At 68.4% G+C, this 13,638-nt stretch carries 13 protein-coding genes and 1 riboswitch; of the genes, 11 read left to right on the top strand and 2 right to left on the bottom strand.

What is annotated here, in order from left to right; translation table 11 throughout:
- The first annotated feature begins 13 nt into the window (after positions 1–13).
- From AB2385_RS09870 to AB2385_RS09855, 4 genes are all read left to right on the top strand, one after another.
- Positions 14–757 (top strand): sugar isomerase domain-containing protein, encoded by a 744-nt coding sequence (locus AB2385_RS09870; RefSeq protein ID WP_367654808.1) that lies wholly within the window; start codon positions 14–16, stop codon positions 755–757.
- Between the two features lie 131 nt (positions 758–888).
- A riboswitch (cobalamin riboswitch) is annotated at positions 889–1,081 on the top strand.
- Between the two features lie 146 nt (positions 1,082–1,227).
- Complete coding sequence (locus AB2385_RS09865) at positions 1,228–2,265, top strand: ABC transporter substrate-binding protein (RefSeq protein WP_367654807.1); 1,038 nt, start codon at positions 1,228–1,230, stop codon at positions 2,263–2,265.
- On the top strand, positions 2,262–3,311 hold the full coding sequence (locus AB2385_RS09860) for a FecCD family ABC transporter permease (protein ID WP_367654806.1): 1,050 nt from the start codon (positions 2,262–2,264) through the stop codon (positions 3,309–3,311). The genes AB2385_RS09865 and AB2385_RS09860 overlap by 4 nt, the downstream gene beginning before the upstream one ends.
- 16 nt (positions 3,312–3,327) lie before the next feature.
- Complete coding sequence (locus AB2385_RS09855) at positions 3,328–4,143, top strand: heme ABC transporter ATP-binding protein (RefSeq protein WP_367654805.1); 816 nt, start codon at positions 3,328–3,330, stop codon at positions 4,141–4,143.
- An 81-nt stretch (positions 4,144–4,224) separates the two neighbouring features.
- Here AB2385_RS09855 and AB2385_RS09850 read toward each other — a convergent pair whose 3' ends face one another.
- Both AB2385_RS09850 and AB2385_RS09845 read right to left on the bottom strand, forming a co-directional pair.
- Positions 4,225–4,776: a GtrA family protein gene (locus AB2385_RS09850; protein WP_367654804.1), complete on the bottom strand. Its 552-nt coding sequence runs from the start codon at positions 4,774–4,776 to the stop codon at positions 4,225–4,227.
- A gap of 383 nt (positions 4,777–5,159) precedes the next feature.
- Entirely contained in the window at positions 5,160–5,642 is a 483-nt protein-coding gene (locus AB2385_RS09845) for a hypothetical protein (RefSeq protein ID WP_367654803.1), read from the bottom strand.
- A gap of 276 nt (positions 5,643–5,918) precedes the next feature.
- Between AB2385_RS09845 and AB2385_RS09840 the strand changes: the two genes are divergently transcribed.
- From AB2385_RS09840 to glyA, 7 genes are all read left to right on the top strand, one after another.
- The gene (locus AB2385_RS09840) at positions 5,919–6,257 is read left to right on the top strand and encodes a DUF192 domain-containing protein (protein ID WP_367654802.1); all 339 of its coding nucleotides are present in this window, start codon (positions 5,919–5,921) and stop codon (positions 6,255–6,257) included.
- Positions 6,258–6,442: 185 nt separating this feature from the next.
- Entirely contained in the window at positions 6,443–7,570 is a 1,128-nt protein-coding gene (gene gcvT, locus AB2385_RS09835) for a glycine cleavage system aminomethyltransferase GcvT (protein WP_367654801.1), read from the top strand.
- Between the two features lie 42 nt (positions 7,571–7,612).
- Positions 7,613–8,005, top strand: a complete 393-nt coding sequence (gene gcvH, locus AB2385_RS09830) for a glycine cleavage system protein GcvH (RefSeq protein WP_367654800.1) — start codon at positions 7,613–7,615, stop codon at positions 8,003–8,005.
- On the top strand, positions 8,006–9,385 hold the full coding sequence (gene gcvPA / locus AB2385_RS09825) for an aminomethyl-transferring glycine dehydrogenase subunit GcvPA (RefSeq protein WP_367654799.1): 1,380 nt from the start codon (positions 8,006–8,008) through the stop codon (positions 9,383–9,385).
- 1 nt (position 9,386) lies between these two features.
- Complete coding sequence (gcvPB, locus tag AB2385_RS09820) at positions 9,387–10,847, top strand: aminomethyl-transferring glycine dehydrogenase subunit GcvPB (RefSeq protein ID WP_367654798.1); 1,461 nt, start codon at positions 9,387–9,389, stop codon at positions 10,845–10,847.
- Positions 10,848–10,970: 123 nt separating this feature from the next.
- Entirely contained in the window at positions 10,971–11,804 is an 834-nt protein-coding gene (locus AB2385_RS09815) for a biotin/lipoate A/B protein ligase family protein (RefSeq protein WP_367654797.1), read from the top strand.
- A 21-nt stretch (positions 11,805–11,825) separates the two neighbouring features.
- Positions 11,826–13,064, top strand: coding sequence for a serine hydroxymethyltransferase (glyA, locus tag AB2385_RS09810; RefSeq protein ID WP_367654796.1), 1,239 nt, complete (start codon positions 11,826–11,828; stop codon positions 13,062–13,064).
- Positions 13,065–13,638: the final 574 nt, after the last annotated feature.

Here is a 13,638-nt window from a genome sequence, read left to right as displayed (position 1 = left end):
AAGGGGAAGCGGCATGACGATCAGCGCAGAAGTGTTCTACAAGGCGGCGGACGAGGCGATCGCGCGGCTGAAGGCGACCCAGCTGCCGCAGATCAAGAAGGCCGGGGAGATCCTGGCCGAGGCCATCCTGAAGGGCGGGGTCATCCAGGTGTTCGGCACCGGGCACTCCAAGGCCTTCGCCATGGAGATGGCGGGGCGGGCCGGCGGGCTGGTTCCCGCCCACGCCATCGAGGAAGACATCCTCTTCCTCAACGGGGTCTACCCGGTGGAGGAACGGAAGAACCCGTACCTGGAGCGGGAACCGAAGATTGCCCACCAGATCCTGGCCCAGTACGACATCCGGCCCGAAGATGCGTTCATCATCGTCTCCAACTCGGGGCGCAACGGGTCCACCGTGGAGATGGCGGCGGAGGTGAAGCGGCGCGGCCACAAGCTGGTCGTCGTCACCTCGATGGCCCACACCACAGCGGTGACCTCCCGCCATCCCAGCGGCAAGAAGCTCTACGAGTTCGCCGACGTGGTCATTGACAACTGCGGGCCCATGGGCGACGCCCTGCTGGAGGTGGAGGGGCAGCCGATCAAGGTCTGCGCGATCTCCTCGATCACGGGTGCGCTGATCGCCCAGGGCATCACGGCGGAGATCGTCGGCCACCTCGTCGCTGCCGGCCAGACGCCGCCGGTCTACATCAGCGCCAACGTGGACGGTGCGGACGAGCACAACGAGGCGCTGAAGGCGCGCTACGGGGATCGGATCTAGGGCGGCCTCGGGCCGTCGTGCAGCCCCCACCCGCCTGTCGGTGCGGGTGGGGGCTTGCGCGCGCCGGCCCGGCGGGCGAGCGACGGCACGCTTGCCACGGGGGTGCCCATAGTCTATACTGAAAGCAACCGAATAGGGCAACAGCGACAGGTGCTCCCGGCCTGCGGGCCGGGAGGTAAAAGGGAAGCCGGTGGAAGTCCGGCACGGTCCCGCCACTGTGACGGGGAGTTGCCCCCCATCGTGTGCCACTGGCCGAGAGGCTGGGAAGGCGGGGGGCAGCGGTGATCCGAAGTCAGGAAACCTGCCTGCCGCTGCTACGTCGCCAGCCTTCGGGTGAAAGGGGGAGACGTGTCGCGTGGTTCTGCCACCGTTATGTCGCGGGATGCCCCCTGGCTGAAGCCAGGGGTCTTTCGTTTCCGTGGGTGTTCCGGTTCGCCACAGCAGAAACAGTGCGGAGGTAAAACCTAGTCATGAAGCGTACAGTCGGATCGCTCTTGATCCTGACCCTGTTCATCACCGCCCTCCTGGCCGGGTGCGGCGGACAGGGAGCCCAGCAGCAGGGTGCCGAACGGCAGGGGGCTGAGCAGGGCTCCGGGCAGCAGGCCGCAGGGACCGGCTCCGGGCAGGAAGCGGCGGAGCTTGGTTCCGGACAGCAGGCCGCCGGAATCGGCGCCGGCGAGGAGACCGTCTACCCCGTCACCCTGGTCGACGGCGATGGGCGGGAGGTCACGATCCAGGCGGAGCCCCAGCGCATCCTCTCCCTGGGGCCATCCATCACGGAACTGGTCTTCGCCATCGGCCGGGGCGACCGGCTGGTGGGCCGCACCGACTGGTGCGACTATCCGGATGCGGCGCTGGATGTCCCGTCCGTGGGCAGCCTCTTCCCGCCCGACTATGAGCGCATCCTCTCCACCGAGCCGGACCTGGTGCTGATGCTGGGCGGCTCGCTGGAGGTCCGGGAGCGGCTGGAGCAGGAGTACGGCCTCACCACCTTCGTCGTCGACCCGGCCACCTTCGAGGAGCTGTACGAGGAAGCGGTTGCCCTGGGTACCGCGCTGAACGCCCGGGCCGCCGCGGAGGCGATGGTGGCCGAGATCAAGGCCGAGGCGGATGCGATCTCGACCAAGGTACTTCCCATTTCCTACCGGCCGCGGGTCTTCTACCAGGTCTCCCCTGACCCGCTCTACACGGCCGGCCCCGGCTCCTTCATCGACGACATGATCCGCATCGCCGGCGGCATCAACGCCGCGGCAGATGCGGAGAGCCCCTGGGCGCCGTACTCCGTGGAGCAGCTGGTCGCGGCGAACCCCGACATCATCGTCACCAGCTCGCCCGCGATGGCCGAGGAGGCCCTCGCACGCAAGGGCTGGGAGTCCATCACGGCGGTGCGGGAGGGGCGGGTGATCGGCCTGCCGGACGAGGACATCGTCGTGCGGCCCGGGCCCCGGCTCATTGAAGGGCTGCGCTGGTTCGCCGAGACGCTCCATCCCGGCCTGTTCGGAGAATGATGGGCCGGGAAGCGAGGGGCCGGCGGGCCCTGGCGCTGGCCGCGGCCGCTCTGGCGGTGGCCGTGGTGGTGGCGGGGGCGGTGGGCTCGGTGCGCATCCCGCCTGCCGACGTGGTGAAAATCCTGCTGAACCGGCTGGGGGCCGGCTTTGCGCCGGACTGGCCCCGGACGTGGGAGGCGATTCTCTGGGACGTGCGGCTGCCCCGAGTGGCCATGGGCGCCCTGGTGGGCATGGGTCTGAGCGTGGCAGGGGCGGCATACCAGGGCCTCTTCCGGAATCCCCTGGCGGACCCGTCGGTGGTCGGCGCCTCGGCGGGGGCGTCGCTGGGGGCGGCGGCGGCCATCGCCTTTCTGGACGGCGTGCCGCTGCTGCCCGGGCGCTGGGCCCTGGGGCCGGTGCCGCTCTGTGCCTTCTGCGGCGGGATCGCCGCGGTACTGCTGGTGTTCCGCCTCGCCTCGGCGGGCCGGCAGACCTCCACGGTGAGCCTCCTGCTCGCCGGCATGGTGGTGAGTTCCGTCGCCTCGTCGCTGGTCTCGCTGATCATGTACCTCACCAGCTCGCAGGCCCGCGACGCCATCGTCTTCTGGCTCATGGGCGGACTCTCGGGGGCCAACTGGTGGAAGGTGGGGTGGCTCCTGCCCTATCTCGCCGCCGGCCTGGGCCTGCTGCTCCTGCAGGGTCGGGAGCTGAACGCCTTCCTGCTGGGCGAGGAGGCGGCCCTTTCGATGGGCGTCGACGTGGAGCGGCTGAAGCGCCGGGTTCTGGGCGCAGGGTCGCTGCTTACCGCCGCGGCGGTGGCCTTCTGCGGGATCATCAGCTTCGTGGGCCTCATCGTGCCGCACCTGGTGCGGCTCATCGTGGGGCCGGACCACCGGTGGCTGATGCCCGTCTCGGCGGTGACCGGGGCGGTGGTGCTGGTGGCCGCCGACACGCTGGCGCGGTCGCTGCCCTGGTTCAGCGAGCTGCCGGTGGGGCTGGTGATGTCGCTCACGGGCGGGCCCTTCTTCCTGTTCCTCCTGCGGCGAGAACTCCTGCCCCGGGGGTGAGGAGGTGGACGTGACGATGCTGCGAGTGGAGTCGCTCACTGTGGGCTACGGCGGGACTCCCGTGCTGCGGGGGCTGGACCTCGCCGTCGCGCGCGGGGAGTTCCTGGCGGTGGTGGGTCCCAACGGCAGCGGCAAGTCCACCCTGGTGCGCACCGTCATCGGGGCGCTGGCGCCGGAGTCCGGCCGGGTTCTCCTCGACGGGTGCGACCTCCGCCGGCTGCGGCCGCGGGAGGTGGCCCGCAAGGTGGCGGTGGTGGCCCAGGAGACGGCGGTGGGCTTTGACTTCACCGTCGCGGAGGTGGTGGCGCTGGGGCGGACGCCCCACATTCGCCCGCTGCGGGGCGAGGGGCCGCGCGACCGGGAGGCGGTGGACGAGGCCCTGCGTCTCACCGGCACGGCGCCGCTGGCCGGGCGTCGGATCACGGCGCTCTCGGGCGGCGAGCGGCAGCGGGTGATGGTGGCCAGAGCCCTGGCGCAGGAGCCGCAGCTGCTGATCCTCGACGAGCCCACGGCGCACCTGGACATCGCCCAACAGGTGGACCTGCTCGGCCTGGTGAGGCGGCTCAACCGCACCCGGGGCCTGACGGTGCTGGCGATCCTGCACGATCTGAATCTGGCGGCGCTCTACGCCGACCGGGTGGTGATGCTGAAGGACGGGCGCGGCTGGGCCGACGGCCCGCCGGGGGAGGTGCTCACCGAGGCGAACATCCAGGCCGTCTACGGCAGCCGGGTGAGGGTCGTGCGCCATCCCGTCACCGGGGTACCGCAGGTGCTGCTGCTGGCGCGGGAGGTGCCTGACCCGCTGAGTGCGGCGGGGGTTGGCAGCGACTGAGCCGGGTCCGGCAGCGGCGCCCGGTGCGGAAGACCGGGGGTCAGGGACGCGAACGGGCCGGGCACGCAGGGTGCCCGGCCCTCATTGCTCCTCGCGCCTGCCGTGCTCTGTGAAAGTCTGCTCGTTCCCGGTGAGGTGGTTCGGCGCTCCCGTCAGACTGCTGGTGATGCGTTGTTTCAGGGCGTAGAGTCCCCCTGCCGCCAGCGGGCTGGGGTGAAGGATGGGGATCCGTCGCACCGCCGGACCGGCGCTGGCGGGTCGGAAGACCAGCCTGCTCGTGGCCAGGTAGTTCCAGAGCGCACAGGCGGTCCCGGAGACGACCTTGGCCAGAATGGACGGGATGCCGTGGCTGCTCAGGAAGGCCAGCACCGTGCTGTCGATCGAGAGGCCGACCGTGCAGACCGCCAGAAACCGCAGGAGAGAACCCGGCCGGTGGAACGTCCACCGGCTGTTCCAGTAGTAGCCGTGCAGCAGTGCCACCGCGAAGGCCACGGTGTTGGCCAGCACCAGCCCGCGCGTGCCGCGCATCCGGGGAGCCAGCAGGGCAAAGGTCGCAAAGTTGAGCAGGGTGTTGCCTGTGCCCACCACGGCGTACCGGATCAGTTGGACGATGCGGGGGGGAAGGCGGTGCATCGGTGAGTCCTCCGTTTCTGTGCCAAAGCGTGCGCTGAGCACTCAGGCGTCTCCAGGCAGGCGGCTGCTGCCGAGGGCCTTCGGCGCAAGGCGCGGCGAAGCATCTGCCTGCGCCCATGATACCACCCTTTGGATCACCGGTCGCGGCCAGAACGCGGTTCTGGCTGCAGGAGGGACGGGGGGAGCGGCGCTTCGTCCCTGCGGGCTATATCACCATGGCCCGGTCCGACGCCGAATCGGACCGGGGGGACTTCGAGATGACCGATCGGACATCCCAGGGGGCGTGGACCCCATCGGAGGAGGGGATCGGCGAACTGCGGGAAGAGGGCTCCCACCCGATGTGGCGAGAGCCCCCGTTCCGGAAGCGTGTCAGCAGCAAGGAACTACGGCTTCTGCCTGACATGGAAAAAGAGGAACTCCCCGGTCTCTGCGTCCCAGTACTCGCTGACGATGGCGTTCTCAATCTTGCCCCTACGGGTTTCCACCCCGTTTGGGAAGTAGGTTGTAACCGCCCAGATCTGCCTATCCGGATGAAACTGAGGGTTTGCCTCCTGCAGTTCGTCTACGATCTGTGCATAGGAGACGCGCTTTTCTTCCAGGCGCACGGCGCCCTCTCTTAAGGCCGACGCAGGTGTGTGCTGGGGCAGTTCGGAAAGCTTCTTGAAGGACGAATCGGCCTTGTCGAGGTTGCCGGGCAGTACGGGCTCACCAAGCGTGATCTCCGTACCGGATTCCTTCGAAGCCCGGGCGGCTCGATCCAGGCTGGTCAGCTTGTGGTATGTCGATGGCGTCTGGGCGTTCAACATGCCCCCTCCGACTACAACAACGGATACAGCAAGAACTACAGCGAAAACGTACTTGCGCATGTGAGTTCACCTCGCCTTTGCCTGCGCCTGAACGTGGAGGTGTTCTTTTCGCGGTCGAGACCGGGTCTGTCCCAGTTGGCGGGCGGGAGGTTGCAACCGCTCAGGGAACACGACATTATTGTGGCGAGTTGGGGTTTACACACAACCATGTAGTCGATTATGGTATCTCTGTGGCGTTACACCCCCATGCACCTCACGCTTGTCTTTGGGTTACCGTGGCGCCTTCGTCGGACTTCCCAGCACACAGGTGTGCTGGCTACGTCGGGGTAGAGTGCGATGATCGTCCGCAACCTTTCGCTTGGCATTGTCCTCGGCGACCGCATTCGCCGGGCTGATACCTTCCATCTGCGCCTTCTTGGCCTCATGTTCCGCCCGCACTTGGAGCCCGGCCAGGGGCTCTGGCTGGAGCCCTGCTCTCAGGTGCACACCCACTTCATGCGCTTCCCCCTGGACCTGCTCTTCCTGGACCCGGAAGGGCGGGTCCTGCGCGTTCTCCCGCACTTCCCGCCGTGGCGGATCAGCCCGCGGGTAGCGGGGGCCCGGGCGGTGCTGGAGCTGCCGGCCGGGGCGGCAGGGGAGACCCGTCCCGGCGACCGGTTGACGACCTCGGGGTAGGAGGAGATTTGGGGCCCGGTAGGGAATACTGTTGCCGGACAATCCCTTTCTGGAACCGCCGGGGACGGGGCACACAGCGGGCAGGGGCCCGGGTGGCGGGCCCGTCCCCGTTTTGCCTTGCCGGCGGCGGAGTACCGGCGCCAGCCGGCTGGAAAGACTACGCATGGCGGAAGCGAGGTGTGGTGGTGGACGAATCCCTCAAGCGAACCCCCCTGTACGAGTATCACCTGAAGCTCGGCGCGCGCATGGTCCCCTTCGGCGGCTGGGAGATGCCGGTGCAGTACAGCAGCGTGATCGAGGAGCACCGGACCGTGCGGCAGGCGGCCGGCCTCTTTGACGTCTCACACATGGGCGAGTTCGAGGTATCGGGTCCCCAGGCGCTGGACCTGATCCAGCTGGTGACCACCAACAACGCGGCAAAGCTGGCGGTGGGCCAGGTCCAGTACTCGCTGATGTGCTACGAGAACGGCAACGTGGTGGACGACATCCTGGTCTACCGGCTGGGCGAGAACCGCTACTGGCTGGTGGTGAACGCCGGCAACACGCAGAAGGACTGGGAGTGGATCAATGTCGCCCGGCAGCGGGCGGGGCTCCACAACGTGGAGCTCAGCAACCGGTCGGACGAGATCGCCCTGTTGGCCCTGCAGGGGCCGAAGGCCGAGGAGATCCTGCAGCCGCTGGCCCAGGGCGTGGCGCTCGCGCAGATGGAGCCCTTCACCCTGAAGACGGGCGTCACGGTGGCCGGCGTGCAAACGCTGGTGATCTCCCGCACCGGCTACACGGGCGAGGACGGGTTCGAAATCTATGTGAAGGCTGAGGATGCGGCCGCCCTCTGGGAGACCCTCCTGGAGGCGGGCGAGGAGGAGGGGCTCCTGCCGTGCGGCCTCGGCGCCCGGGACACCCTCCGGTTCGAGGCGAAACTGCCCCTCTACGGCCACGAGATCAGCGATCAGCACAACCCGCTGGAGGCCGGCCTCGGCTTCGCCGTAAAGCTGAAGAAGGGCGTCGACTTCATCGGGCGGGAGGCCCTGGCGAAGCTGAAGGAACAGGGCCTGGCACGCAAGCTGGTGGGCATCGAGATGATCGACCGGGGCATCCCGCGGCAGGGGTATCCCGTGGCCGTGGGCGGCGAGATCGTCGGCGAGGTGACCACCGGCAGCTTCTCGCCTACCCTGGAGAAGAACATCGGCCTCGCCTACGTCCCCGTCGCGTACAGCAACGTGGGCACCGAGGTGGAGGTTATCATCCGCGGCCGGCCGCTGAAGGCGCGGGTCGTAGAGACCCCCTTCTACCGCTCCCCGCACAAGCGCTAGGCCGCACGTGGGAGAATAACGCGCTAAGGAGGAAGTGCCGGGATGGCGAACGAGAGGGTTCCTGCGAATCTGAAGTACACCAGGGAGCACGAGTGGATCAGGGTTGAGGGCAACATCGGCGTCGTGGGCATCACCTGGTTCGCCCAGGACCAGCTGGGCGACGTGGTCTTCGTCGAGCTGCCCGAGGTGGGCCGCGAGCTCAAGCAGAACGAGCAGTTCGGCGTGGTGGAGAGCGTGAAGACCGTCTCCGACCTGTACATCCCGGTCAGCGGCAAGGTCGTCGAGGTCAACAAGGCCCTGGACGGTTCGCCTGAGCTGATCAACCAGGATCCGTATGGCGAGGGCTGGATTCTGAAGATCGAGATCGCCGACCCGGCGGAACTGGACAACCTGCTGGACGCGGCGGCGTACGAGGAGTTCACCAAGGAGGGCTAAATGCGCTACATTCCGATCACGCAGGCCGAGAAGGAGGCCATGCTGCGGGATATTGGCGTAAGCTCCACGGAGGAGCTCTTCGCGGCCAACATCCCGGCAGAGGTGCGGCTGAAGCGGCCGCTCAACCTGCCTCCGGCGCTGACCGAGATGGAGCTCATGGCCCACCTGCGGGAACTGGCGGCCGAGAACGCGAACACCGCCGAGTACGCGTGCTTCCTCGGCGGCGGGGCTTATGACCACTATGTGCCCGCTGCGGTGGACGCCGTCCTGCGCCGGGGCGAGTTCCTCACGGCCTACACGCCCTACCAGCCTGAGATCTCCCAGGGCGTGCTGCAGGCCATCTACGAGTACCAGTCCCTGATGTGCGAACTGACCGGCATGGATCTCTCCAACGCCTCCATGTACGACGGCGCCTCGGCCCTGGCCGAGGCGGCTGGCATGGTGGTGAGCCAGACCGGCCGGTCGAAGCTGCTGGTAGCCCGCTCCGTCCACCCGCACTATCGCCGGGTGGTGGCCACCTACATGCACGGTCTCGGCGTGGAGCTGATCGAGGTGCCGCTGGAGGGTGTGACCCTCGACCTGAACCGGCTCGAGGCCCTCATGACGGACGAGGTGGGCGGACTGCTGCTGCAGACGCCCAACTTCCTGGGCTACCTGGAGCAGGTGCGGCAGATTGAGGCGCTGGTCCATGCCAGGAACGGCCTCTTCGTAGTGGCCGTCGACCCCATCTCCCTGGGGGTCCTGGAGGCCCCGGGCAACTACGGTGCGGACATCGTGGTGGCCGAGGGGCAGGGGCTGGGCGTTCCGCTTTCCTTCGGCGGGCCCTACCTGGGCATCATGGCCACGCGCGAGCGCTTCGCCCGCAAGATGCCCGGGCGCATCGCCGGCGCTACCGTGGACACGCGCGGTCAGCGGGGCTTCGTGCTTACCCTGCAGGCCCGGGAGCAGCACATCCGCCGGGAAAAGGCGACGTCCAACATCTGCACCAACCAGGCGCTGATCGCCCTGGCCGCCACGGTCTACCTGGCGCTGGTGGGCAAGGAAGGACTCCGGGAGGTCGCCAACCTGTCGCTGCAGAAGGCGCACTACGCGGCGCGGGAGATCGCGTCCCTGCCCGGGTGGCGCCTGGCAGGCAACGCCCCCTTCTTCAAGGAGTTCGCGGTGCTGGCGCCCGCCCCGGCGGCGGAGGTCAGCCGGAAGCTCCTGGAGCACAAGATCCTGGGCGGCGTCGACGTCGGTGCGGCGTACCCGGAACTGCTCGAGGGCGACGCCGGCGCGGACGGTGGCCGTGCAGCCGCGGCGCTCACGTTCGCGGTGACCGAGAAGCGGACGCGGGTAGAGATTGACCGCCTCGTGGCTGCGCTCAGGGAGGTGAAGTAGCATGGGCCTTGTGCCGCTGCTCTTTGAACAGTCGGCCCCCGGCAAGCGGGCGGTCACCTTCCCGGCCCCCGACGTGCCGGCGGTGGAACTCACCGAGGCGATTCCGGCCGACCTGCTGCGGAAGGAGCCGGCGAACCTCCCGGAGCTCTCCGAGGTGGAGGTCATCCGCCACTTCACGCAGCTGAGCCGGATGAACCACGGGGTCGACGTGGACTTCTACCCCCTGGGCTCCTGCACCATGAAGTACAACCCGAAGGTGAACGAGGAGGCGGCCCGCATCCCGGGATTCGCCCTCACGCACCCGCTGCAGCCGGAGGAGACGGTGCAGGGCAACCTGAAGCTCCTCCACACCCTGGAGGGGTGGCTCTGCGAAGTCACCGGCATGGACCGGATGACCTTCCAGCCGGCGGCCGGCGCGCACGGTGAGCTCACCGGCATCCTTCTGATTCGGGCCTATCACGAGTCGCGCGGCGACACCGGGCGGAGCGAGGTGATCGTGCCCGATTCGGCCCACGGCACGAACCCGGCCACTGCGGCGATGGCGGGCTACCGGGTGGTGCCGGTGAAGTCGCTGCCCGACGGCTCCATCGACCTGGAAGCGCTGCGGCAGACGGTCGGCCCCAGGACGGCCGCCCTGATGATGACCAACCCGTCCACGCTGGGGCTGTTCGACCCGCACGTGAAGGAGATCACCGAGATCGTCCATCAGGCGGGCGGGCTCTGCTACTACGACGGCGCCAACCTGAACGCCATCATGGGCTATGCCCGGCCCGGCGACATGGGGTTCGACGTTGTGCACCTGAACCTGCACAAGACCTTCTCGACGCCGCACGGCGGTGGCGGCCCGGGCAGCGGGCCGGTGGGCGTGAAGTCCCACCTGGTGCCCTTCCTGCCGGTGCCGGTGGTGGAGAAGCGGGGCGACCGGTATGTCCTCGACTGGGACCGGCCGCAGTCCATCGGCAAGATCCACGGTTTCTGGGGCAACTTCGGCGTGATCGTGCGGGCCTACGCGTACGTCCTGACCCACGGCCCGGCGCTGAAGGAAGTGTCGGAGTACGCGGTGCTCAACGCCAACTACGTGATGGCACACCTGAAGAAGTACTACGACGTGTTCGTGGACCGCTACTGCATGCACGAGTGCGTGCTGGCGGCCCGTACCCTGAAGCACGAGACCGGCGTGAAGACGCTGGATGTGGCCAAGCGGCTGCTGGACGAGGGTATCCACCCGCCCACGATCTACTTCCCGCTGATCGTGGAGGAAGCCCTGATGATCGAGCCCACGGAGACCGAGAGCAAGGCTACCCTGGACCGGTTCATCCAGGCGATGATCCGCATCCACGACGAGGCCCGGACCAATCCGGAGCTGGTCAAGTCGGCCCCGCACAACACCCCCGTGGGGCGGCTCGACGAGGCGCTGGCGGCCCGCCGGCCGAACCTGCGCTACCGGGCGCAGCAGGGCTAGGCGCCGACGGCCGGGCGGCCGCACCGGTGCCGTTCGGCGCAGCAAGGCTGAGGGAATTGGGGTGGGGGTGCCGCAGGGCACACCCCACCCTGATCATTACTGAGAAGCGAGAGTCACGATGGTATGGCAGTGAGAGAGACGCACTGGCGCCTGCTGGACACCGGGCACCGCCCGGGTCCGGAGAACATGGCCATCGACGAGGCGATCGCCCGGGCCCATGGCCGGGGTGAGGTGCCCCCGACCCTGCGTTTTTATGGCTGGTCGCCCCCGGCGGTCTCCATCGGCTACTTCCAGTCCATGACGAAGGAGGTCGACCTGGAGGCGGTCCGGGCCGGCGGCTACGGCTACGTGCGCCGTCCCACCGGCGGTCGGCTGATCTTCCACCACATGGAGATCACGTATTCCGTGGTGATCCGCGAGGACCTGCTGCCCGGCGGCGTGATCGAGACTTACCGGGAGATCTCGCAAGGGCTCCTGGCTGGCCTGCGGGAGCTGGGCGTGGCGGCTGAACTGGCCGGGGGCGAGCAGGACCCCCGCCGGGCGGACCCGGGCGGGTTCCACACCGCCTGCTTCGACTCGTCGTCGGCCTACGAGCTGCAGGTGGGCGGCCGCAAGGTGGCCGGCTCGGCCCAGACCCGCCGGGACGGGGTGATCCTCCAGCACGGGTCCATCCTGCTGGACGTGGACGTGGAGCTGCTCTTCCGGTTGATGCGCCTGCCCGAGGGCGCGCCGGCGGAGCGGCTGATGGAGCGGTTCCGGAGCAAGTCCACCACGCTGCGCGCCGCCCTGGGCCGGCAGGTGGGCTACGCCGAGGTCCGGGACGCCCTCACGGTCGGCTTCGCGCGGGCCCTGGGTCTCACCCTCACGCCGGGAAGTCTCACGCCGGCGGAGGAAAAAGACGCACAGGAGCTTGTCGAAACGAAGTACGGATGTGATAATTGGAACCTGAAAAAATAGCGGCAGGGGGCGGCACGTGACATGGAAGCGTTGAAGCGGTATGACCCGGAGGTCTACGCGGCCATCCAGCAGGAGCTGGAACGGCAGCAGAGCCACATCGAGCTCATCGCCTCGGAGAACTTCGTGCCGACGGCGGTGCTGGAGGCCGCGGGCAGCGTGCTCACCAACAAGTACGCCGAGGGCTACCCGGGAAGGCGCTACTACGGCGGCTGTGAGTATGTGGACGTGGTGGAGAACATCGCGCGGGAGCGGCTGAAGGCCGCGTTCGGAGCGGAGCACGCAAACGTGCAGCCCCACTCGGGGGCCAACGCCAACACGGCGGTCTACTTCGCATTCCTGCAGCCCGGCGACACGGTGCTGGGCATGGACCTCTCCCAGGGGGGACACCTGACCCACGGCTCCCCGGTAAACTTCAGCGGGAAGACGTACAACTTCATCCCCTACGGCCTGGACCCGGAGACCGAGCGGGTGAACATGGACACCGTGGCGGAGCTGGCCCGCCGGCACCGGCCGAAGCTGATCGTCGCCGGGTACTCGGCCTACCCGCGGGTGCTGGACTTCAAGCGGTTCCGGGAGATTGCCGACGAGGTCGGCGCCATCCTCATGGTCGACATGGCCCACTTCGCGGGTCTCGCGGCCACGGGCTACTACCCGAACCCGGTGGAGCATGCGCACGTCGTCACCACCACGACTCACAAGACCCTGCGCGGCCCCCGCGGCGGGGCGATCCTGTGCAAGAAGGAGTTCGCCAAGGAGATCGACAAGGCGGTCTTCCCGGGCATCCAGGGCGGCCCCCTGATGCACATCATCGCGGCCAAGGCCGTGGCCTTCAAGCAACTCTCCGACCCGGCCTATAAGGAGTACTGCGGCCAGGTGGTGAAGAACGCCAAGGTGCTGGCGGAAGCGCTGGTCGAGCGGGGCTACCGCCTCGTCACCGGCGGCTCGGTCAACCACCTGATGGTGGTGGACCTGCGGCCCAAGGGCATCACGGGCCGGGACGCCGAGAAGCTGCTGGACCGGGTCTCGATCACCGTCAACAAGAACGCCATTCCCAACGACCCGGAGAAGCCGATGGTGACCAGCGGCATCCGCATCGGGACCCCGGCCATAACCACCCGGGGGATGAAGGAGGCCGAGATGCGCCAGATCGCCGACCTGATCGACCGGGCGATCACCCACCGGGACGACGAGGCGGAACTGGATCGGATCAAGGCGGAGGTGCACGCCCTCACCGCTCGCTTCCCGCTCGTGATCGAGTAAGTCGGCAGAGTGCGCTAGGCGGGCGACGCTAGCAGAGTCAGCAGGTGGTTTGCTACCGGCCACGCAGGTGCAGTCAACAGGTGGTCCACCACCGGCCATGCAGGCGGAGTCAACTGGTGTTTGACCACCGGCCATGCAGGCGGAATCAACAGGTCGTACCCCCCCCGGACGCACGCGGCGCGGGCTGGGGATGTTCCCTGCCGGCGCGTTCCGTGTGCAGGTCGTGGGCATGCGGGCTGTGGTTGCATCTGCCGTGCGGTGCCTCCGCCCGCCGGCGTGGTTCGGGTCGGCTGGTGCCGATCCTGCGGGCGCAGTAAAGGCTCCCTGCCCGGTGCGGGATGCGTCGTCCCGCCCGCGGTCTGCGCAAGCGGCGTTCGGCTGGACTGTGCAGCTTAGGGCGCAGCACCGTTGATAACCAAACGGTTCATGGTTGGCGATGCCAGTGGCGGACAGGGATGGGGGTTGCCGCCCCACGAGGCCTGTTCGCCGTTGCTGGTGTTGGGCGACGGGTGCGGCTCGGTGACGCGGCGGAGCGCGGCGACTGGCCGGGGGAGGGCAACCGGCTCACCCGAAA

The sequence above is a fragment of the Symbiobacterium sp. genome (assembly GCF_040797425.1).
GTDB lineage: Bacteria > Bacillota > Sulfobacillia > Symbiobacteriales > Symbiobacteriaceae > Symbiobacterium.
Note: the sequence above shows the minus strand (reverse complement) of the source record. Positions and strands in the feature narration are given on the sequence as shown.